The 21,341-nt window shown below is 48.9% G+C and carries 20 protein-coding genes; all 20 read right to left on the bottom strand.

What is annotated here, in order from left to right:
• Window positions 1-88: 88 nt before the first annotated feature.
• Window positions 89-580 carry a YajQ family cyclic di-GMP-binding protein gene (locus A3844_RS14250; protein ID WP_074088209.1) on the bottom strand — a complete coding sequence of 164 codons (492 nt, stop codon included), beginning with the start codon at window positions 578-580 and terminating at the stop codon, window positions 89-91.
• A gap of 181 nt (window positions 581-761) precedes the next feature.
• A complete protein-coding gene (locus tag A3844_RS32790) occupies window positions 762-926 on the bottom strand; it encodes a hypothetical protein (protein ID WP_167374677.1) in 165 nt (54 codons plus the stop codon).
• 83 nt (window positions 927-1,009) lie between these two features.
• On the bottom strand, window positions 1,010-2,020 hold the full coding sequence (locus A3844_RS14245) for a RodZ domain-containing protein (protein ID WP_074107713.1): 1,011 nt from the start codon (window positions 2,018-2,020) through the stop codon (window positions 1,010-1,012).
• Between the two features lie 26 nt (window positions 2,021-2,046).
• Window positions 2,047-2,814: a DUF3388 domain-containing protein gene (locus tag A3844_RS14240; protein WP_074088204.1), complete on the bottom strand. Its 768-nt coding sequence runs from the start codon at window positions 2,812-2,814 to the stop codon at window positions 2,047-2,049.
• A 179-nt stretch (window positions 2,815-2,993) separates the two neighbouring features.
• Window positions 2,994-3,254 (bottom strand): DUF3243 domain-containing protein, encoded by a 261-nt coding sequence (locus tag A3844_RS14235; RefSeq protein ID WP_074088202.1) that lies wholly within the window; start codon window positions 3,252-3,254, stop codon window positions 2,994-2,996.
• Window positions 3,255-3,373: 119 nt separating this feature from the next.
• Window positions 3,374-4,141 (bottom strand): elongation factor P 5-aminopentanone reductase, encoded by a 768-nt coding sequence (ymfI, locus tag A3844_RS14230; protein ID WP_074088200.1) that lies wholly within the window; start codon window positions 4,139-4,141, stop codon window positions 3,374-3,376.
• A complete protein-coding gene (gene yfmH / locus A3844_RS14225; protein WP_074107712.1) occupies window positions 4,141-5,421 on the bottom strand; it encodes an EF-P 5-aminopentanol modification-associated protein YfmH in 1,281 nt (426 codons plus the stop codon). Before yfmH ends, ymfI begins: the two co-directional genes overlap by 1 nt.
• A 2-nt stretch (window positions 5,422-5,423) precedes the next feature.
• Window positions 5,424-6,701 carry an EF-P 5-aminopentanol modification-associated protein YfmF gene (yfmF, locus tag A3844_RS14220; protein ID WP_074107711.1) on the bottom strand — a complete coding sequence of 426 codons (1,278 nt, stop codon included), beginning with the start codon at window positions 6,699-6,701 and terminating at the stop codon, window positions 5,424-5,426.
• Window positions 6,702-6,916: 215 nt separating this feature from the next.
• On the bottom strand, window positions 6,917-7,765 hold the full coding sequence (gene sleB / locus A3844_RS14215; RefSeq protein WP_074107710.1) for a spore cortex-lytic enzyme: 849 nt from the start codon (window positions 7,763-7,765) through the stop codon (window positions 6,917-6,919).
• A 195-nt stretch (window positions 7,766-7,960) separates the two neighbouring features.
• On the bottom strand, window positions 7,961-10,618 hold the full coding sequence (locus A3844_RS14210) for an FtsK/SpoIIIE family DNA translocase (protein ID WP_074107709.1): 2,658 nt from the start codon (window positions 10,616-10,618) through the stop codon (window positions 7,961-7,963).
• Between the two features lie 129 nt (window positions 10,619-10,747).
• Complete coding sequence (locus tag A3844_RS14205) at window positions 10,748-10,963, bottom strand: YlzJ-like family protein (RefSeq protein ID WP_074088191.1); 216 nt, start codon at window positions 10,961-10,963, stop codon at window positions 10,748-10,750.
• Window positions 10,960-11,739, bottom strand: coding sequence for a ClpP family protease (locus A3844_RS14200; protein ID WP_083606846.1), 780 nt, complete (start codon window positions 11,737-11,739; stop codon window positions 10,960-10,962). Before A3844_RS14200 ends, A3844_RS14205 begins: the two co-directional genes overlap by 4 nt.
• 333 nt (window positions 11,740-12,072) lie before the next feature.
• Entirely contained in the window at window positions 12,073-13,752 is a 1,680-nt protein-coding gene (locus tag A3844_RS14195; protein WP_074088188.1) for a ribonuclease J, read from the bottom strand.
• A gap of 593 nt (window positions 13,753-14,345) precedes the next feature.
• On the bottom strand, window positions 14,346-15,218 hold the full coding sequence (dapA, locus tag A3844_RS14190) for a 4-hydroxy-tetrahydrodipicolinate synthase (protein ID WP_074107708.1): 873 nt from the start codon (window positions 15,216-15,218) through the stop codon (window positions 14,346-14,348).
• Between the two features lie 16 nt (window positions 15,219-15,234).
• Window positions 15,235-16,455, bottom strand: coding sequence for an aspartate kinase (gene dapG, locus A3844_RS14185; protein WP_074088185.1), 1,221 nt, complete (start codon window positions 16,453-16,455; stop codon window positions 15,235-15,237).
• A gap of 189 nt (window positions 16,456-16,644) precedes the next feature.
• Window positions 16,645-17,241: a dipicolinate synthase subunit B gene (locus A3844_RS14180; RefSeq protein ID WP_074088183.1), complete on the bottom strand. Its 597-nt coding sequence runs from the start codon at window positions 17,239-17,241 to the stop codon at window positions 16,645-16,647.
• The gene (gene dpsA / locus A3844_RS14175; RefSeq protein WP_074088181.1) at window positions 17,242-18,138 is read right to left on the bottom strand and encodes a dipicolinate synthase subunit DpsA; all 897 of its coding nucleotides are present in this window, start codon (window positions 18,136-18,138) and stop codon (window positions 17,242-17,244) included. It lies immediately after the preceding gene.
• 279 nt (window positions 18,139-18,417) lie between these two features.
• Window positions 18,418-18,864, bottom strand: a complete 447-nt coding sequence (gene dut / locus A3844_RS14170; protein WP_143186278.1) for a dUTP diphosphatase — start codon at window positions 18,862-18,864, stop codon at window positions 18,418-18,420.
• Window positions 18,842-20,107 carry a M16 family metallopeptidase gene (locus A3844_RS14165; RefSeq protein ID WP_074107707.1) on the bottom strand — a complete coding sequence of 422 codons (1,266 nt, stop codon included), beginning with the start codon at window positions 20,105-20,107 and terminating at the stop codon, window positions 18,842-18,844. Before A3844_RS14165 ends, dut begins: the two co-directional genes overlap by 23 nt.
• Window positions 20,108-20,184: 77 nt before the next feature.
• Window positions 20,185-21,171, bottom strand: a complete 987-nt coding sequence (locus A3844_RS14160) for a polysaccharide deacetylase family protein (protein WP_074088172.1) — start codon at window positions 21,169-21,171, stop codon at window positions 20,185-20,187.
• Window positions 21,172-21,341 lie beyond the last annotated feature (170 nt).

The raw sequence follows: 21,341 nt of genomic DNA, 5'->3' as shown, positions 1-21,341 counted from the left end.
AAGTATATTATAGCCCTATGTAAGTGTCAAAAAAAACACAAAGCACCCCGCAGGCGAGATAAGCGCAAGCAGTGCGGGGTACAAAATCTTACTTTAAGTTGTTGAATTGCAGATCCAGCGGCAAATCTGCTTTGCGTAGAAGCTGGATAATCTGCTGCAGATCATCACGGCTTTTGCCGGTTACGCGGATTTGGTCCCCTTGAATCTGACTCTTCACCTTCAATTTGGAATCACGGATCAGAATGTTGATTTTTTTGGCATTCTCCTGATCAATTCCCTGTTTGAGTCCCAAACGCTGCCGTACAGACCCCAGTGAGGCAGGCTCAATTTTGCCAAAATCCAGATTCTTGAGTGTAATTCCGCGTTTGACCATCTTCGACTGTAAAATGTCAATGACGGCATTCAGCTTGTATTCATCCTCTGAAGCGATGATAAGTGCGTCCTTCTCCAGCTTCAGACTACTTTTGCTGTTTTTGAAGTCAAAACGGTTATCAATCTCCTTCTCCGTCTGATGAACGGCATTGGTTAACTCCTGCATATCCATCTTGGATACGATATCAAATGAACTTTCAGAACTCATAAATCCACTTCCTTTGTTTACAAATATTCTTTTCCTATTATATGAGAAAGGATCTCTTAAGTCTAATTATGGGAGGACTGCGGGGACCCGACATACAAAACAGCCCCACATAGTGGAGCCATTCTTGTATGCACAGATGATACTCCCCATATCTTAGGGTTCGGGAGATGCTGCTTGCGGGCTACTGTCTACTGCGTGAGGGAGCCCGGAACATATCCAGAATCCCCAGCAGAACATGTGCCAGCCCAAAGCCCAGAATTCCATAACCCCAGGCACTCGGTGTCAGATAATATCCGAGGAGACTGACGATAATGCCCAGCCCTGTTACGATCCAGCTAACGGTCATGAGAGAATACACCTCACTTTGGCGTAAGAACTGTAAATCAGTCATAGGTTCTCCAAAAAGCCAAAGTCTATACCCGGGCCGCTCTATTCCGTAGTCGTGCCCTCTTGAGTAGCAGTTGTGTCCTGACTTCCCGTTGTACCCGTGTCCGTTGTACCGGTGTCCGGTGCTCCAGTCGTACCTGCAGCCGAACCGTCATTCAGCTCCAGAAGAAGCCGGGATGAAGTTTTGCCATCCGTAATTACCTGTCCATTAACTGTGATCTGTGTAGCAGGAGAGTACCCGGATTTGATATACATCCCTTCACTGTCAAGGGTGAAGCTCATATTGTCACCAGCGGCAGTATTGCCGAAGCTCAGCTTCTCTCCTTTGGAATTCTCGCCCTTGTATACCTCAAGCCAGCTCACTCCGGTCGCAGCAATCTGTACCTGAACCGCACTTCCGGCAGGGGCAGAAACCTTATACACCGTTGTTTTACCGGATTTCCTGTCCTGTGTGACCGTAACCTCCTGAGAGGATGGCGATGGAAGCGGAGTCGCTGAAGGAGCTATTGTTGTCTCCGGAGTCGCTGTACCAGTGTCTGTTCCAGCCGATGCAGAAGGTATGACCGCTCCTCCCCCCACAGCTGTCGGCGAAGGCTCAACCTTCGATGGATCTTGTGTTTCACTGGTTATGTTGGCAGGCTCTGTCTTGTCGGGATCTGATTTGTTATTCATATTGGAAGAGGCGTACAGATATATCACCACAATAATGATCACAGGAAAGGTCCACATCAAAACCGTAGGCAGCCACTTCGCATTCCGTTCCGTTTCAGGTCTGCGGCTGCGCTTCTGAATGACCGTCTCCATTGTGGTATCTACCGGAGCGGCAGGTACATTCCCATGTTCCTCCATAAGCTCGTCAGGATTCACGCCAACGGCCTCCGCATAGGTTTTGATGAATGCCCGGACATAAAAACTTCCCGGGAGCACTTTATAATCCTCCGCTTCGATGGCCTCTAAATATTTTTTGCGAATTTTCGTTACTTCCTGGACATCATCGAGGCTCATCCCTTTTTGCAGACGCGCCTCCTTCAAATGCCGGCCAAGTTCCGACATACCATCACCTCCTAAATTATGTGTGTTTATAGATCATCACTGTAGCTCGTCGTGAACGAGTCGTACAATATCTCTTCGTTCGGATTATTACGCAGCTCGATAATAATATCAAAATCATCATAGCTGTATTCTGATTCCCGCACAAAAATATCCGGGTGCTCGATCACCTTCGTGCTTGGCATGCTCATCACATTCTGGAGCAGGCTATAATGCTTCTCATTGGAGCGGATCGTGCTGACGATGCCGTCAATGATGAAGACGTTATGGGGATTCATTTCGTCCTCAGCAAGCTGGCTGCGTACCGTCTGCCGCAAAAGTGTGGAAGAAACAAATGTCCAGCGCTTCATGGCGCAAACACTGCCGGCGATGATCGATTCTGTCTTACCGACACGCGGCATGCCCCGAAGACCTATAACCTGATTCCCTTCCCTTTTAAACAGTTCCCCGAGAAAATCAACAAGCAGCCCGAGCTCGTCTCTTGTGAAACGGAACGTCTTGCGGTCATCGGAGTCGCGGTCAATATAGCGTCCGTGCCGCACCGCCAGCTTGTCTACAAGCCGCGGGGAACGTAGAGCGGTAACCGTTATATTATCCACCTTTTTGAGCATTTCGCCCATCAGCATGATTTTTTCATCGTCACTTGTTTCCAGCAGCATACCACGGGTCTTGCCTTCAACCCCGTTTATGGTCAGGATATTGACCTCCAGCATTCCGAGCATTGAAGCGATATCACCAAGCAGACCAGGTCTGTTCTTATGTATCTTATACTCCATGTACCATTGTTTATATTCCACTTGTTACACCTCATAGATTCCTTTTCCCTTAACTTTGCGCCATACGTCAAAAAAAGCCGGCTTCGGCAAAGTGTTCTGAACACGGGTCATGTTAATGATATATAAAATAAAATTGAAAGGCAAGGTCACTGCTGTAATAATTACAGAAAAGCTCCCGCGAGGGGAGCTTGTTCCGTGAGCTATGCGTTTTTCTTCGCCAGCTTGACCATAAGAGAAGCAATGGTATGCTTCTCATCCTCGTTGCCGACATCCCACAGCTCTTTGATCGCCCGGTTGGAGTAGTTGCCGGGATCGACTTTTTTATCGAGGAATTCCCCAATTTCAAAAGCCAGCTTGGAAATGGTTTCTTCACTCATCCCCATTTTTTCAGCCTGAATGACCCGGTCTCCCAGAAAGCTTTTCCAGGTATCAAAGTTTTTCACTACGGAGTCTGTTGACATCTTAAATCCTCCTCAAATTGTTTTGGGTTACGTGAGATTTAAAAGCAACAGCTATAATATGTCTCCGCGGGGATATTCTTATGCTGGAGCATTTCTCCAAGCAGCCTCATGATCAAACATCAGGTAATCCAGCCGCCGTTCGGACTGATGATCTGCCCCGTGATATACCCGGATTCAGGAAGCGCAAGAAAATAGACCAAAGAGGAGATTTCTTCGGGCGAAGCAAGCCTGCCCGCAGGAATTTCCTCTTCAAGCATCCGCAGCTCTTCCTCCTGCAGATTGGAAAGCATTGCCGTATGAACAGCTCCTGGCGCTACAGCATTGACCGTTACTCCAGAAGGGGCCAGCTCCTTGGCAAGCGCTTTGGTAAAGGCATTCACCCCGCCTTTGCTGGCAGAGTAAGCCACTTCACAGGAAGCACCGGAAATCCCCCAGACAGAGGATACATTAATAATCCGCCCATAGCGTTGGGACACCATGTACGGCATAAAAATCTGACTGCACAGAAAGGTGCCTTTGAGATTGACCGCCATAATATCATCCCATTCTTCCTCAGTGATGTCTGCCAGCATCCCGTAATGGGCCTTACCGGCATTATTCACGAGGATGTCCGGCTGCAGCCCACTGCTCTCCAGCCTTTCTGCCATGCGGACTAACTGGCTGCGGTCTTTCATATCCGCAGCCACTGTTAATACCTTGGCCCCATGCGCCATACAGCGGCGGGCCACATCATTTGCTGCTTCATGCGAGTTCATGTAATGGATGACAATGTTCATGCCTACAGATGCAAAACGCTCGGCAATAGCACCGCCGATTCCCCCGCTGCCTCCTGTAACGAGTACCGTCATTTCCCCTATTGGCTTGCTGTTCTCTCCCGAAAGTGCCATTAAGGACTCACCACAAGCGATACGGCGAGCTGTTCCCAATCCACATGCGAGCGCAGACGAGTGTTAACTTCTTCAAGTGTAATCGATTCATAAAGCGGAAGCACTTCAAACAAATCTCCTCCGCGGAACTGATAACGTGTGAATTCGTGAGCAATGCTCTCTGGTGAATTCAGCATACGAAGATAGCCTCCGATTTTCTTTTTGCGGGCCCGTTCGAAATCTTTCTCCGCATAGCCAGACTCCAGGACATGGTTGATTTCATCCTTTATCCGCTCAAGCAGCAGATCGGGGTCCTTGGTATCTCCGCCGATAGCTGAGAATGCATATTGCGGGGAACTGTTGAATTCATGCCCGAAGCTGTCAGAGATGAGCTCCTCGTCATACAGCTTCTGGTAGAGCCCTGTACTGCTGCCCAGCAGCAGGTCCAGCATCAGTTTGGTCGTCAGATCATGGCGCACCGCCTCTTCCCCTGACAAGCCTTCCACCTTCTCCTTGAAGCCAAAAAGTATCTTGGGCATAGACACAGCAAGCTTGCTTTCCTTCACTTTAGTAGCCACCTGTGCCGGCTCTTCCTCGAAGATTCTTTCGATTTCACCCTGCTTGCCGTAATCTTTGCGGCTCTGATTGGTACGGATCAACTCAAACACCTTCTCCGGATCGACACCGCCCACAATAAATAACAGCATATTGCTGGGGTGGTAAAAGGAATTGTAACAGGTATACAGCGTTTCTTTGGTAATGGTACCAATGGATTCGATGGTACCGGCGATATCAATATGGACCGGATGTTTGGCATACATCGCTTCGATTAATCCGAAATAGACACGCCAGTCCGGATTATCCGCATACATGTTGATTTCCTGGCCGATAATGCCTTTTTCCTTCTCCACGTTCTCATCAGTGAAATACGGATGCTGCACGAAGTCCACAAGCGTACTGAGGTTCGTCTCAATGTTTTCCGTTGCAGAGAACAAGTAGACCGTCTGGTCAAAGCTTGTGAATGCATTCGCTGAAGCTCCATTGGAGGCAAAGGTAGCAAAAATATCACCTTCCGGCTCCTCAAACATTTTATGCTCCAGAAAGTGAGCTATGCCGTCAGGAACGGTTGTTTCTTCTCCTCCGGCCACTTTAAAATGATTGTCCACAGAACCGTATTTGGTTGCAAAGGTGGCATAGGTTTTGAGAAAAGCAGGCTTCGGCAGCACATACACCTGCAGTCCGTTATCCATAACCTCGTGATACAGCGTTTCTTGAAGTTTCTCGTAATGGATCTTTTCCACCGCTATTCCTCCTTCCCTGTCAGGAAATAGATCGTATCCAGTTCAAAGGTGCCCGCCGCAGCCTTAACATCTTCCATACCCGTATTGTCCACCTGGACCATGAGCTCCTGGGCTGAGCGTTCTTTTCCGGATAATTGGCGGTTAAAGTCAAAGGAAATCATCTCAAACGCTGAATCCTGAATTTCAGAGAGCAGATTACGGATCATGGCTTTGGTCTGGCTTAGCTCCAGATCACTGATATTCCCAGTCTTCAGTTCATCCAGCTGCTTACGGATAATCTCTACAGCTTTGTCGTAATTTTGTGTCTCTATCCCCGATTGAATAGTTCCAATGCCCTTATGGCCGTCGTAGCGCGAGGATGCATAATAGGCCAGGCTCTCTTTCTCACGCACATTCACAAACAGTTTGGAGTGAGGGTAGCCTCCCAGAATGCCGTTATACATAAGTGCAGAAGCGTAACGGTCGTCCTTGTAGGTAATCGAGGTGCGGAGCCCCATATTTAACTTGCCCTGATTGACATCGAGCTTCTCTTCCACAGTGCGGACCTCTGTCACCGATACCGGTGTAAAGTTGGAGGAATACGCTGCAGTCTCGCCATGAGCACGGCCGAAATGACGATTGACCAGCTTTTCCACTTCCTCTGGAGTAGTGTCACCTACCACGTACAGATCAAGAATGGCTCCCTCCAGCCAGGAATTATAGGACTGATATAGGGATTCAGGGGTAATGCTGTCCAGATCAGCTCTTTGACCCAGCGGGTGAAGCCGGTAGGGTTCTTTGCGACACATTTCCTCAATACAGCGCTCAGCCGCATACCGGATTTTATCGTTGACGATGGCTTCCAGCTTCTTGCGTACAGTTTCGCGTTCAGTGGCTACATAAGAAGCACGGAAGCTCCCTTCCTCGAGCAGAGGCTTCGTCAGCACATCTCCGAGAAACGCGAACGATTCTCCCAGCAGGCTTTCCTTGCTGTGAACGAAGGAATCATTGATCGTATCCATACGAAACTGGACGATCTGATAATCCCCTCTTTTATAAATATCGAAGCCAAATCCGGCACCGTACAGTTCCTCCAGACGTTCACGGAACTGAGTGGTTTCAGGATAATTCGCAGTACCTCTTCGGAGCACAAAAGGTACCAGCGCTGTCTTTGTAACCGTACTTTCGTCAAGCGGAATGCCGGCATAGAGCGAGATGGCGAATGTCTTGAACGCCTTGGTTGGAAGCACGTGAATACGCATTCCTGCAGCGCTGCCATGTTGAAATCCAGTATTTGTCAAGTCCAAAACTCCTTTGCGGCGGGAATAACTGCTATACATTGCTGAACTTAATAATGTTGGCAATCTCTATTCTTAAGTTCACTCTCTATACAACAAGTTTATGAAGTATTATCCATTCTAAACCATTCCAAAGTAAGGAAGCAACCGGAAGCAGGTTACCGGTTGCTCATAGGTCCTTTTTATACGGAATGGCCCGACATTATGCTGCCTAACGGCTACATGCAGAAAATATGCTGGCCGATCGTCTTTACCTGCGGACGGGACCAAATCCATTTGGAAGTAGCTGTTTTCGGATTGAAGTAATAAATACAGCCACCCGAAGGGTCCCACCCGTTAAGTGCCTGCTGCACGGCTTTGCGTGCCTGTTCATTAGGCTCTAGATAAATCTGTCCATCCGCAACCGCCGTGAAGGCTCCCGGCTGAAAAATCACACCGGAAGGCGTCTTTGGAAAGTTTGGTGATTTCACACGGTTCAGGATGACTGCAGCTACGGCCACCTGTCCTTCAAAGGGTTCGCCACGCGATTCTCCATATACCGCATTTGCCATAATCTTGAGATCATTCTCCGATAAGCCCATTGCATCCCCTGATGTCAACTCGGCTGAATTCGAAGTGCCGGTATTTTCACTGGTTCCGGTCTTTTGGGCAGTACTCGTTGACGCTTCTGTTGGCTTCCAGGCTTTGGTGGCATTATACAGCTTCAGCTTTGTTTTTGCACCGACTATGCCGTCTGCTTCTATGCCAAATTTCCATTGGAACCAGGTTACTGCGTTCATGGTTTTTGTCCCGAATTGACTATCTATGGCTCCGTCATAGTATCCAAGATGCTTCAACCTTCCCTGCAGTTCATAGACATCTTGTCCAGAAGAGCCCACTCTAAGCGGAACTGTTCCGAATGCCGGCAATGCCTCTTTCTCAGACAAAGTGCTTTCCATCATTACAGATGCGTTATTATTCTGATTAGCGTAAACTGCTCCATTGGTTTTATAAAGTAAACCTGTAAACGGAGCCGCTGCCAATGCAAGGGTTAGTACGGCAAATATCCACTGCTTGTGCTTTTTCATTGGGATCGCTCTACCTTTCTCTTGTAAGTTCAGCATGGATGGCTAAAGTTATTATGACGACTGGCAGGGCATCCTATGCATTAAGAAAGATCTTCAATAAAGATACTGCTTTCCTTGATTCTCACAGTAAAGAAAATAAAACAAGCCCCTTCCATTTAAGGAAGAGGCTTCGTCCAGGAAATCCACTTACAAGATCTAAGAACTAATCCGGTTGTGCTGATACTGTTCCATTGACATCAATACCTCTCGGGGCTTGCTGCCCTCGTATGGTCCGATTACACTCCTGGCTTCCATGGCATCAATTAATCGTGCTGCCCGTGTATAGCCGACACGCATACGCCGCTGGAGCAGCGATACCGAGGCTTGCTTCGCTTCGAGCACAATCTGAACAGCTTGCTCATACAATTCATCCTGCGGCTCATCCTCTCCCATCACTGTATCATCTACCTCAGGGACAATTGATTCATCGTAATTAGCTTCACCCTGACTGCTGACATACTGAACAATAGTCTCCACTTCCTGGTCACTCATAAAAGCACCTTGAACGCGGATCGGCTTCGATGCACCCATTGGCAGGAAGAGCATATCTCCCCGGCCCAGCAGCTTCTCTGCTCCCGGCATGTCCAGAATGGTACGTGAATCCACGTTGGAGGAGACACCGAACGCGATACGGGAAGGAATGTTAGCTTTGATAAGCCCTGTGATGACATCTACTGATGGACGCTGAGTGGCAATAATCAAGTGAATACCCGCTGCACGTGCCATCTGCGCCAGACGGCAGATCGCATCTTCCACATCGTTCGCCGCGACCATCATTAGATCCGCAAGCTCGTCCACAATCACTACAATGTATGGCAATACCGCTGCAGGGTTATCTTTCATCAGATTATTGTAGCCTTCCACATTGCGTGTACCCGACTTGGAGAACAACTCATATCTTTTCTCCATTTCGACTACAATCTTTTTCAAGGCCAAACTTGCACGTTTGGGATCTGTGACCACAGGAGCGAGCAGATGAGGAATCCCGTTATATACATTTAGCTCAACCATCTTAGGGTCAACCATCAGAAACTTAACTTCATTGGGTTTAGCCTTATACAGAATACTGGTGATAATACCATTAATACAGACCGATTTCCCTGAACCTGTTGCCCCCGCTACCAGCAAATGGGGCATCTTAGCTAAATTGCCTACAATCGTCTGGCCCGAAATATCACGTCCAAAGGCAATCGACAATCTGGATTCAGCATCCTGGAAAATCTGGGTTTCCATAACCTCACGCATCGTTACTATCGACACTTCGGGATTAGGCACCTCAATCCCAATAGCTGACTTGCCGGGAATCGGTGCTTCCATTCGGATATCTTTGGCAGCTAGAGCAAGCGCAATGTCATCGGTCAGGTTAACTATACGGCTAACCTTGACCCCAATATCCGGTTGAATCTCATACCGTGTAACTGCTGGTCCTCTTACGACCTCAAGCACCTTCGCTCTTACGCCAAAGCTCTCCAATGTAGCTTCCAGCTTGCGGGCCGTCTGCATGTAATCGTTCTGGTCACCAGCCTTGGCACCGTTGTTAGGCTTGGCCAAAAGCCGGAACGAAGGCAACTTGTAAGGCTTCGGCGGAGGCGGGAGCGGTACCGGAACAGGCTCTCCGCCCTCAGAGGAGTCCAGCAGACCATTCAACTCAACCAGTGCCAGTTCTTCTGCGGACAAGGCGCCTTCCACAGACGCAACGCTGCTTTGTAAAGGTGCTGGTGAATTGGCATTGGCCTCCCTGACCGTTCCGTTACGCGCTGCTGGCGAGAACTCACTCCACTCTTCACGATCCTCCGCATTCAAACCTTCAGTCCGGATATGTTCAAAGAAATCACGAATAATTGGAGTTGCCGGCTCAACATCATCACCCAGATAATCATCATCGTCGTCCAGATAGGATACATCTCCTGCAGGCAAGCCTGACAGAATGGGGTCCGTATGTGTACCAGTCAGCACCACATCTCCATTGTTAGAATCCTCAGACTGCCCTTCGTCGGGTAAAGGTCCCGTTCTTGATCCACCACTGAACCAGCCTCCGATTCTTCTGAGGAACTGCGGCTGGTTTCGGTTAGGGAGCTGACGTTCATCCTCATCCTCATCTTCATCCTCGATAGGCTGAGGAACAGCGCTCCTCCTTGTTCTGTCCGGTCTGGCAGCCACAGGAACCGCTGCCGGGCGGTTAGCCGTTCTCTGGCGGATGTCTTCCACCAGCCTAACTAACCGGACTCTCAGAAGTGTGAACAGTTCAACATAAGAGAGATTCGTAATCAGCATGAAGCTGATGGCCATCATAACAATCATCAGCAGTTTTGCTCCCAGATTGCCGAATAGCCACAGTAATGCTGCGTACTCTAGTGCTCCAAGATAACCACCGCTAATGTCCTTGCCCAACATATACACATCACTGCCGCTTACACCAGATGAGAGCGAACCCGACAAATCATTCTGTATCTGTGCCAGTACATTTCCAGGATGCAGCATCGATAATGGACCCAATTTCTGTTGCATTGCTGAAATCGTACTCATCAGACACAAGGAAAGTACCAACAGAAGTACGCCGGAATGACGGCTGTTCCACGTAGAAGGCCACTTTCTGTGAATCATTACCATTAACCCATAACAAATACCGACAAGCGGCAACACAAAATAGAATCTCCCGAATAAATATCCTGCCATATTGGAAAGTGAGCGTCCCACTGCCGCTTCACCGGATAATGCAATGACGGATATTGTAATCAGCATGATCCCGTAGATTTCATATTTTAAAACACTGCCCAGCAGTGCTTTTTTCTTTTTCTTTCTTCGTTTAGCCACACCATCCACCCCCGGTAAAATATTATACCATATAATGGCGTGGCGTACCTATGTTCTCTTTTGTCAGAAAATGCATCTTTCTGGGACAGTGTTCGCATTACTTTCTACAGAGTCCCAGGAAAGAGAATTTCATGGATTCCAGCGGATAATAGCTCCCGGCGAAAATGCCGGGTCCAGATACTTTTCAAGGGGGCAATCAAGCAGTCTAACGATACGCGCCTGTCCGTGTTCCATAGGCTCTACCTGCATCAACATGCCTTGTATGCTGACTTCCTCCAGCGGCAGTACAAAGCTAACTGCTCCTTCGTATACCTGCTCTATCGGAATAACCGTATACAGGGTCATTGCGTCAACCCTCCTTGCACGATTTGTTCAGGCAACTGTGCAATATCTCCGGCAATCATTCCGTTCAAGCGGGACAACGCCGCACCGATTCCACCCACCTCATCCATCAGTCCGTACTTGACCGCATCGTAGCCGCCGACTGCAGTACCGATATCCCGGTTCAGTTCACCGGTTTTAAACATCAGATCCTTGAACTGCTGCTCAGAAATTCTTGAATGGGAGGTTACAAATCTCACCATTCTCTCCTGCATCCGCTCCATATACTCAAAGGTCTGCGGCACTCCGATAACCAGTCCATTCATACGGATAGGATGGATCGTCATCGTCGCGCTCTCGGCAATAAGGGAATAACTGGAGGCTACTGCAATTGGAACCCCAATACTGTGACCTCCGCCAATGACCACTGTTACCGTAGGCTTCGACAGTGAAGCTATCATCTCTGCAATCGCAAGTCCAGCCTCTACATCGCCGCCGACCGTGTTGAGGATAATCAGCAGCCCCTTCACTGTTTTGCTCTGTTCAGCGGCTACCAGTTGCGGAATGATATGCTCGTACTTAGTGGTCTTGTTATGCGGAGGCAGGACAAAATGCCCTTCAATCTGACCGATTATAGTCATGCAAAAGATGTCCGGTTCTCCGGTCGGAACCACAGTCTGACCCAGTTCCTTCACCACTCCTGCTGTTCCTGGAGGTATTGACTCACTGGTCTGCGGTTTCACCACATCCGGGAGAATCTCCTCATTTGCACTAACATTTACACCTGGTGTTATTTCCATCGTTCGCAGCACTCCCTTTTTGCTTGCAGCACTCCTCGGCTGCAGCCATACTAGCTTTGATTAGTATGACGTTACAAGGGACTCTGTTATGCACAAGGTCTTGATAAAGTATCCATAGACTCCGTCTCCGGTCCAGCCCAGTAAGACCTGGCACAGCAAAAGCCCCTCCTCCCCTGGAAACCGTCCAATATTTCCGGGAAGAAGGGGCTTTTGGCCCTGCTTATTTATTTACATAAGGATGTACGTGTATAACATCAACCATCCTTATATTTCCTGATGTCACCAATGCCGTCCTTATAGAATAGGACATATTTTTGCCTGGTTATTTCTTGATTACACTTCCATAATAATCGGAAGGATCATCGGTCTGCGGCGGGTTTGCTCATAGAGGAAACGGCCGAGTGAATCTTTGACGCTTGTCTTGAGTGATGCCCATTCATTGACCTTCTCACTCATCAGGCGCTGCAGTGTTCCGGATACAATCCGGTTCGCTTCGTCCAGAAGTCCTTCGGACTCCCGTACATAGACAAAGCCTCGGGAAATGATATCAGGTCCTGATACGATAGCGCCGTTCTGCTTGCTAAGCGTCACAACTACTACAAGAATACCGTCCTGAGACAGCAACTTGCGGTCACGGAGTACAATGTTACCAACATCACCTACGCCAAGACCGTCAATCAGCACGTTGCCTGCAGTTACCTTACCGGCTCTGCGGGCTGCACCTCCGGAAATTTCAATCACTTCACCCAGTTCAGTGATGAAAATGTTGCTTGGGTCTACACCTACGGATTCCGCCAGCAATGCATGTCTGCGCTGCATCCGGAATTCTCCGTGAATAGGAATGAAATATTTCGGTTTCATCAGATTAAGCATAAGCTTCAGTTCTTCCTGGCTTCCGTGACCGGATACGTGAACGCCGGAGTTGGAACCGCTGTAAATCACGTTGGCTCCCAGTCTGAACAGCTCATCGATGGTACGTCCGACATACTTCTCATTCCCTGGTACCGGTGTTGCCGCAATAATTACGGTGTCGCCAGGCAGGATGTCCACTTTCCGGTGACTGGAGCGTGCCATGCGGGTAAGCGCCGACATAGGTTCTCCTTGGCTGCCTGTGCACAGTACTACTACACGGTTCCCAGCCATTCTGTTCATTTCTTCCGGTTCAATCAGCATACCATCTGGAACATTCAGATACCCAAGTTCAGAAGCAATGGATACCACATTAACCATACTGCGGCCGATGACGGTAATCTTGCGACCTGTTGATTCCGCAGCGTTCACCACCTGCTGAATACGGTGCACGTTGGAAGCGAAGGTTGCTACCACTACACGCTGTTCGGCTTTGCGGAAAATATCTTCAAGAACAATGCCGACATTCTTCTCAGATGGAGTGAAGCCAGGCTTCTCCGCATTTGTACTGTCTGACATAAGTGCTAGTACGCCTTTTTGGCCGATTTCAGCCATCCGGTGTAAATTAGCGAACTGACCATTGACTGGGGTATGGTCAAATTTGAAGTCACCTGTGTGAACAACATTTCCTTCAGGTGTTTCGATACATACCCCGACGGAGTCAGGAATACTATGATTCGTTCTGAAGAACGTTACTTTGAGTGAGGTTCCAAGTTCGATCTCTGAGTCCTCATTAATTAGAATACGCTTGGTTTCCCCAAGAAGGTTCGCTTCCTTCAGCTTATTCTCCACAAGTCCCAGAGTAAGTCTTGTTCCGTACACCGGAACATTCAAGTTCTTGAGTACATAAGACAATCCGCCGATGTGATCCTCGTGTCCGTGGGTAAGAACAATACCTCTTACTTTGTCACGGTTCTCTGTGAGGTATGAGATATCAGGAATAACAATGTCAATACCGAGCATATCTTCTTCCGGGAATTTCAGTCCCGCATCCACGACTACAATGTCGTTCCCGTATTGAACCACGTACATGTTTTTTCCGATCTCTCCGACTCCGCCCAAAGCGAAAATCGTCAATTTATCGTTGTTGTTTTTTTTGGACAAATGAATCTAACCCTCCTATGATGTTGGACGTCATACTTTTATTTGTAAACATTAAGCTTCATTATTTCAGCGGCGCTGAACACATCTTCAAATTGCTGATAGCTTCCATAATTGACAAAGAAATTCCATAAATCTGTATAATTTCGCACTGCGAAAACTCCTTAATCGGGCAGTGAAATCCTTCTTGAGCGGAAAAACACCGTCAAAATTCACTGTCGCGCCCCTTGCGCGAAAATCCGGCTCCATTAGCACAGACTTATTCAAGGACCTATCCTGTCTCACAATGTAAAATACATTGACGGAAGATTACCGCATATTTAATTTTTACCGCACCCAGTCACTTAAGAACATTATACATGATTTTTTTGGCAAAAGACAAGTCATCGGCTCCGTAACCCTATTCTTTCCTTGAATTCATTGGTTTATTTGAGAAAAAAGCAGACGAAAACGTTTCACCCTCTAGGACTAAAGGGTTTTGCAGAAGGATTAAACTTAATACTGTGTTTATAATTTTGACACAATACGAACAAAAGCCGGTACTCCTTGGAAGGAATACCAGCTTAAGATTCCAGCTACTGTAAGTCCAAATATTACTACAGGAGTGCTGCAATAAACGCAGCCTCTTCTTCGCTTGGTGGTACTAGCGGTAACCGAACTGTACCAACATCCACACCGAGCAGACCAAGTGCATACTTCACTGCTGAGGGATTCGGAAGCGGCTGCGGACATTCGAACAGCCCTTTGAACACAGGGAACAGCTTACGGTGAAGCGCCCCTGCCCGTCTTACATCGCCTGAGACGTAAGCTTGGATCATTTCTGCCATTTGCTCCCCAACGACATGGCTGGCTACACTGATGATGCCATGTCCCCCCACAGCAAGTGCGGCAAGCCCAGCAGCATCATCTCCTGAATATACGCGGAAATCAGCCGGGCAAGCAGAAACAATCTGTGTAATTTGATCTACAGACAGACATTCCTTCGTTGCCACGATGTTCGGAATATCGGCAAGCCTTAGTGTCGTGGGTGTACTCATACTGATGCTGGTACGGCTAGGAACATTATAGAGAATAACAGGAAGTGACGTCTCCCCTGCTATGGCAGCAAAATGCTGATATAGCCCTTCTTGATTCGGTTTGTTGTAATAAGGGACAACCAGAAGCACGCCGTCCACACCGATTTTTTCTGCCGCTTGTGTCAGATGTATGGAATGCCTAGTGCTGTTGCTGCCTGTTCCGGCGATGATTTTACAACGGCCTGCAGCCTTTTTAAGTACATACGCGAATAACTCCAGCTTCTCTTCATCGCTAAGGGTTGGCGATTCTCCAGTCGTTCCGCAGACCACAAGCGCTTCGGATTTCTGCTCCTCAATGAGATAGTCGACGAGCCGTGAAGTGGCTTCCCAATTGATCTCTCCAGCCCTGTCAAAGGGGGTCACCATAGCGGTTATTAATCTTCCGAAGTCCACTTTGAATTCCTCCTTGTCAGCGGTGTAATTCAAACTTGGCATGTAAAGCGCGTAGAGACTGTACCATATCTTCTTTTTTGACCAGAACCCAAATGGTTGTATTGGAATCCGCTGACTGCAGAATCTGAATATTCTGTGAGCTGAGTGCTTCAACGATACGGGCCATGATGCCTGGAACCCCGTTGATCCCGCCCCCGATGACTGAAACCTTGGCGCAGCCGGACAGGCTCGAAGGTCGAAGGCCCAGCTCCTGAAGGGCAGAAATGGCCTGTTCTGACTTGTCATCGTTCACCGTATACAATGCTTCACTCGGTGTAACATTGATAAAATCCACGCTGATGCCGTTGTCAGCCATGCTTTTGAAGATCTGCAATTGCACGCCGGTTCCGTTGCCATTGGGGCATTCCACTGAAATTTGGGTAATGTTGCTGACATAAGCGATCCCTGTAACATAACGGTCTACCACTCCGTGCGAAACATCGCTAAACCCTTCAGGATGTGTCACTAGTGTTCCTTCTGCCTCGGAGAAGGTAGAGCGGACACGGACCGGAATCTGGGCCTGCATGGCAATTTCCACAGCGCGGGGATGTATCACCTTGGCCCCCTGATAAGCCATGTTGCAGATTTCCGTATAGCTGACATAGGTCAGTTGTTTCGCATCTTCGACAATCCGCGGGTCTGCCGTTAGAATACCATCCACATCCGTATAAATATCAACCATATCCGCGCGCAGTGCGGCACCCAGAGCTGTAGCTGAAGTATCACTGCCTCCGCGGCCAAGGGTTGTGAAATCACCGGCTTCGGTCTGACCCTGGAACCCGGTTACAATAACTACTTTATGCTCGCGTAATTCGCGTAGAATGCGTTCGGTCCGCACATCCAGAATTCTGGCATTACCATAGTTGTTATCCGTCAGAAAACCAGCCTGGGCTCCTGTCAGCACGGTTGAGGGAATACCCTCATGCTCCAGCAGGCCGCACAAGGTTGTGGCGGAAATGATCTCCCCGCAGCACATCAGCAGATCTTTCTCCCGGCTTGGCAAGGCATCCCCGTTCTGCACCGCCCAGTCCAGCAATGTATCGGTCGCGTATGGCTCACCCTTTCTGCCCATAGCCGACACTACTACTACAAGGCTGAATCCGTCAGCCAGCTCCCGTTTGACATGACGGATCACGTGTTCTCTGGCCGCTGGTGTGGAGAGTGAGGTTCCGCCGAATTTTTGCACCAAAATACCCATGTATAATTCCTCCATTGCTTCTCTAAGCAAGCACACTAATACGTATACACACTGTCCATTCCATAGGTCGAAAAAATCCGCCTAATGCGGGGTCACTATTCAGATAGCTGAATAAAGTGTTGAACCGCCCTCAAATATGAGGACGGCAGATGTATACCTTATGGTCAGAATGCCTGCATGAAACGTTATCTATGCTGAATGAAACCGTTCGATAATCATCGGCTGCAGCTGGTTGCCCTGCAGTGCCGCATAACAGGCCTCTGGAATGAGATCCATCTGCGCCACAAGCGAGTTCGGCTTGCCCTGCGGGTTATCCTGGCCGAACGGAACGAAATAAATATTCTTCGTCACCAAAAGCTTCGCTATATTCGATGCATTCAGCCCGAGTCCATCATTGGTGGAGATTGCCAGCACCAGTGGCCGGCCATTGCGCATTTGCGATTTGGCGGCCATCAGCACAGGGCTGTCAGTCATGGCATTAGCCAACTTACTCGTTGTATTCCCTGTGCAGGGCGCGATGGTCAATACATCCAGCAGCTTGGAAGGACCCAGCGGTTCCGCTTCAACAATTGTAGAAATGATATCATTCCCTGTTATATCTTTCAACTGTTTTAACCAATTTTCCGATGTACCAAAGCGAGTGTCTGTATTCAGTACAGATGCTGAAACGATTGGCACCACTTTGGCGCCGCCATCCATAAACCGTTGAATCTGCGGCATCACCTCGGCAAACGTACAGTGTGAACCGGTAATAGCATAGCCTACTGTTTTTCCATGCCAATCCATTTATTCGTCCCCCCTGTTAAAAGTCTCGTCCGCTATCGACTGTACCAGCGCACCTGCCATAATAATTCCGGCGCTTTTGGGAGCAACGATTCCGGGTAGTCCCGGTGCCAGCATAGCCTTGATCCCGCGTTTTTCCGCATAGCGGAAATCGCATCCACCCGGGGCGGAAGCCAGATCAATAATTACACAGTGTTTGGGGAGACGCGACAGCACCTGCGCGGTAATAATCATACTTGGTATGGTATTGAAAATAAGATCAACTTCCGGCGCATGTACCAGTAGCTCTCCAGTCATAAAGGGCTTCCAGCCCATCACTTCGGACCTCGCGTAATGTTCTTGTTTTCTTACTCCCACCTTCACAACTGAACCCAGTCCCTGCAGCGCCCTGGCCATGGTGAACCCGGTTCTGCCCATGCCCAGTACCATTGAGGTCGAGCCATGGATTGTAAAATCCGTATTCTGAATAGCCATGACCAGCGCTCCCTCCGCTGTCGGGATGGAGTTGTAAATCGCCACGTCGTCCCGGCTCAGCAGTTCCACCAGTTTCAGTGAATGCCTGGCACATAGGCCACGCAAATAGCTTTTGGCCATACCGGTATATACCGTACAACCTGGTGACAGCGCTGCAGCGTGTTCCTCCAGCAGTTGCAGCCGTTCTGTGGAAAAAAGGGCATTGATATTCCCTTCATCATCACAGCCTACCGTAGGCAGCACCAATACATCCGCACGGCTTAGCAGCTCTACCGACATCTGTTCAAGGCTCACCCCTGGGCTTGGGGTATCCCACTTGTCGAACCCGGCAGCGCTTACCGTCGCATCCATTTCCACACATTTCCGAATCACTTCAATCTGTCTCGCGTCCCCGCCCAGGAACACGATCCTGATGCCAGTAAGCATAGGGATGACGCTCCTTTCCACATACACACTATTGACTATAGAGCATCTTATGCCGTGGTGGGCGGATGGGTGATTAGCCGACAAGAATTGAACCGCATGCTCCATCCAAAACAACTTTCAAATGCAAATAAGCTGTCTCAGGTATGGACCGTAAGCAGCACTACCAATATCAGTTGATCAATATAAAAAAGCTAAGCAACCAATATCTACCGAATCCAATCCGGTGTGTATTGGTAATGCTTAGCTTGAGCTAATAATTAATGTAAAAAATAAAGCGTCCTATTTACCTGTATGTCCAAAGCCTCCGGCTCCCCGCTCTGTCTCTGACAGTTCTTCCACTTCGACCAGTGTCACAGATGGCACAGCCTGAAAGACCATTTGGGCAATCCGCTCATTGCGGGCGATGGCAAAGGGTTCCAGTCCCAGGTTGATGAGCAGCACTTTGATCTCACCGCGGTAATCGGCATCAATGGTTCCAGGTGTGTTCAGACAGGTAATACCGTGTTTCAGCGCAAGCCCGCTACGCGGCCGGATCTGCGCCTCCAGGCCGTCTGGCATGGCCAATGATATACCTGTGGGGATTAGTGCCCTCCCGCCCGGAGCAAGCACAACAGCCTCTCCCACGGCGGCATACAGGTCATAACCCGAGGCCTGTTCAGACATTTTACGGGGAAGCTCTACATCCTCATTCCCGGGAAGCTTATTAATTTGAACGTAATACGACAAGATCATCTCTCCTAACATTGGCAATAGCTTTGTCTGTTGAGCCCACCATCGCTAGTGCAAGCGGCTCCGCAAACATATGATCCAGCAAATGGTTGACATCATCCATTGTCACCTGCTGGATTTTGGCGATCATATCATCCAGTGTATCATGTCTTCCAAGCATCAGCTCGTTTTTACCGATACGGTTCATCCGGCTGCTCGTGCTTTCAAGGCTAAGAATCAGGCTTCCTTTAAGCTGCTCCTTGCCCTTTCTCAGTTCATCTTCGCTAAGCCCATGGACAGCAAGCTCAACCATCATTTCTTTAATCAATTCTGTGACCTCTTTGGTCTGCTTCGGCGCCGTTCCTGCGTATACAGTGAACATCCCGCTATCTGCCTGGGAGCTGTGATAGGAGTATACCGAATAGGCCAAGCCCCGTTTTTCACGGATCTCCTGAAACATACGTGAGCTCATGCCGCCGCCAATTGCATTGTTCAGAAGCACCATCGGATATTGCAGGGGACCGCCGCTTTGCACACCCGGCAAAGAAAGGCAGATATGGTTTTGCTCTGTCTTTTTGCGGTGGAACAGCAGCTCGCCTTGGAAAGCGGGCACTGTCAGCGCTGCGGATTCACCATGATTTTGAAAAGATCCAAAGTGTTTTTCGAGCAGCTCTGCCAGTCCATCATTAATGTTACCAGCTACGCTGATGACCGTATTTTCAATCGTATACTGAGCCTTCATATAGGCCCGGAGATCATCCGGAGTCATTTCCTGAAGACGTTCTTTGAGGCCCAGAATCGAATACGCCAGCGGGTGTTCGCCGTAGGCGGCGGCACACATCAGATCATGAACCAGATCATCCGGAGTGTCTTCGCACATTGCGATTTCCTCCAGAATGACATTTTTTTCCTTAGCCAGCTCTTCAGCATCCATACGTGATCGAAAGAACATATCGGCCAGCACATCCACAGCAATGGGCAGATGCTCATCCAAAACTTTGGCATAATAGCATGTGTATTCCTTAGAGGTAAATGCATTGACGTTACCGCCAATGGCATCGAACTGTTCGGCAATATCCTTTGCACTGTAGCGTTCGGTGCCTTTGAACAGCATATGCTCAATAAAATGAGAAATCCCGTTGTTCTGCGGAGTCTCATTGCGGGAGCCTGTTTTGACCCAGATTCCAAAGGAAACGGATCGGCCGGTGGGGATTTTTTCCGTTACCACCCTGAGGCCGTTTGATAACACTATTTTTTCCACTTCTAAATCCTCCTGGCATAGCCCTGGTTCTATCTGTATTTGGTATACGCGCTTTTATCCTACCAGAATTAAACCGCTCACTCAACATCGGCAGGCAGCACACGCTCTGAAGATAACGTTTGGCTTACTGTTCCCAGTTGCAGCCCTTTAGCTTTTATTCCCCGGATCATACCTTTCAGTGCCTGAGATGAGGAAGCTGTGGGATGCATAAGAATCAGGGTTCCAGGCTCCGTCTTGCTGCTGATTTTGGTTATGATCGATTCTGGTGAAGGATTGCGCCAATCCACCGTATCGAGCGTCCACAGTACTGTTTTCAGGCCAAGCGAGGCAGCAATTTCTACAGTTTCCTGGTCAAAATCACCGGATGGAGGTGCAAACCAAATATTCGTCACTCCGAGACTTTCCTTTAAAAGATTTTGGGTTTTCTGAATTTCAGCCGTGGCCCTAGCCCTGCTCAAAGTGCTCATATTGGGATGGGTATATGCGTGATTTTCCATTTCATGACCGCGTTTCTGCATTTCCATTGCCAATTCTTTATTATGGCTAAGCCAACTGCCATCCAGAAAAAAGGTCACCTTCACCTGTTCCTGATCCAGAATGTCCAGCATCGGGATAATATACTGGTTCCCCCATGCGACATTGATCATCAGTGATACCATCGGTTTCGCCGGATTGCCCCGGTAGATGGGCTGGGCCCCCAGGTCACTTAATGAAATCTTAGGCTGAATTTGGCGGTAGAACAGCTTCAAGCCGTCATTTGGCCCCTTAAGCCTTGCACTCCTGTAGGTCGACTCCACATCTACTTCGAGACCGTTATAACCTGGTATAGCCTTCCACACTCGGTCCACAGTCGCATCTACTGGCGGTCTGTTCAACTCGGATGCCTTGCTCTCGATAATCTTGCGCAAATCTTTCCCCGGCTCTGCCGAGACCTCATTCCATACAGCCAGTTCTGTCTGTGGCTTAAGCTGGGACAACATTTCCTTCACCGGTCCTTGGGTACTGCCGATGCCGATTACCACAGCGATGCAGGCCAGTACAAGTGCCGCTTTTTCCGTCTTCATGACGTCTTTCCTCCCCGGCAGAAACGGTTCATTTGTCGGTCCCGGCGCAGAGCAGGTGCAGGGACACTTTGTCCCAGCCTATGAACCCCCGGAGGAAAATATGACTGCAACTCAAGTAGAAACGGCTACGCCGTCCTTTTTTTAGGACGGTAGCCGTTTCAGCGAGAAAT

Origin of the sequence: Paenibacillus helianthi, from assembly GCF_001909055.1 — a bacterium.
GTDB classification, from domain to species: Bacteria; Bacillota; Bacilli; order Paenibacillales; family Paenibacillaceae; genus Paenibacillus_AQ; species Paenibacillus_AQ helianthi.
The sequence above is the reverse complement of the archived record's forward strand: the minus strand, read 5'-3'. Positions and strand labels throughout refer to the sequence as shown.

Bases quoted from the DNA above. Each gene is read 5' to 3' on its own strand.
- A3844_RS32790 (WP_167374677.1), bottom strand. From the start codon at position 926: ATGACCGTTAGCTGGATCGTAACAGGGCTGGGCATTATCGTCAGTCTC.
- A3844_RS14205 (WP_074088191.1), bottom strand. From the start codon at position 10,963: ATGACCCTGTATACGGTTATTCCGATAGAGCAGGTATACGAAGGAGCA.
- A3844_RS14235 (WP_074088202.1), bottom strand. From the start codon at position 3,254: ATGTCAACAGACTCCGTAGTGAAAAACTTTGATACCTGGAAAAGCTTT.
- A3844_RS14180 (WP_074088183.1), bottom strand. From the start codon at position 17,241: ATGGATTGGCATGGAAAAACAGTAGGCTATGCTATTACCGGTTCACAC.
- A3844_RS14160 (WP_074088172.1), bottom strand. From the start codon at position 21,171: ATGAAGACGGAAAAAGCGGCACTTGTACTGGCCTGCATCGCTGTGGTA.
- sleB (WP_074107710.1), bottom strand. From the start codon at position 7,765: ATGAAAAAGCACAAGCAGTGGATATTTGCCGTACTAACCCTTGCATTG.
- dapG (WP_074088185.1), bottom strand. From the start codon at position 16,455: ATGGGTATTTTGGTGCAAAAATTCGGCGGAACCTCACTCTCCACACCA.
- ymfI (WP_074088200.1), bottom strand. From the start codon at position 4,141: ATGGCACTTTCGGGAGAGAACAGCAAGCCAATAGGGGAAATGACGGTA.
- A3844_RS14245 (WP_074107713.1), bottom strand. From the start codon at position 2,020: ATGTCGGAACTTGGCCGGCATTTGAAGGAGGCGCGTCTGCAAAAAGGG.
- A3844_RS14250 (WP_074088209.1), bottom strand. From the start codon at position 580: ATGAGTTCTGAAAGTTCATTTGATATCGTATCCAAGATGGATATGCAG.
- dpsA (WP_074088181.1), bottom strand. From the start codon at position 18,138: ATGCTTACTGGCATCAGGATCGTGTTCCTGGGCGGGGACGCGAGACAG.
- A3844_RS14200 (WP_083606846.1), bottom strand. From the start codon at position 11,739: ATGGAAATAACACCAGGTGTAAATGTTAGTGCAAATGAGGAGATTCTC.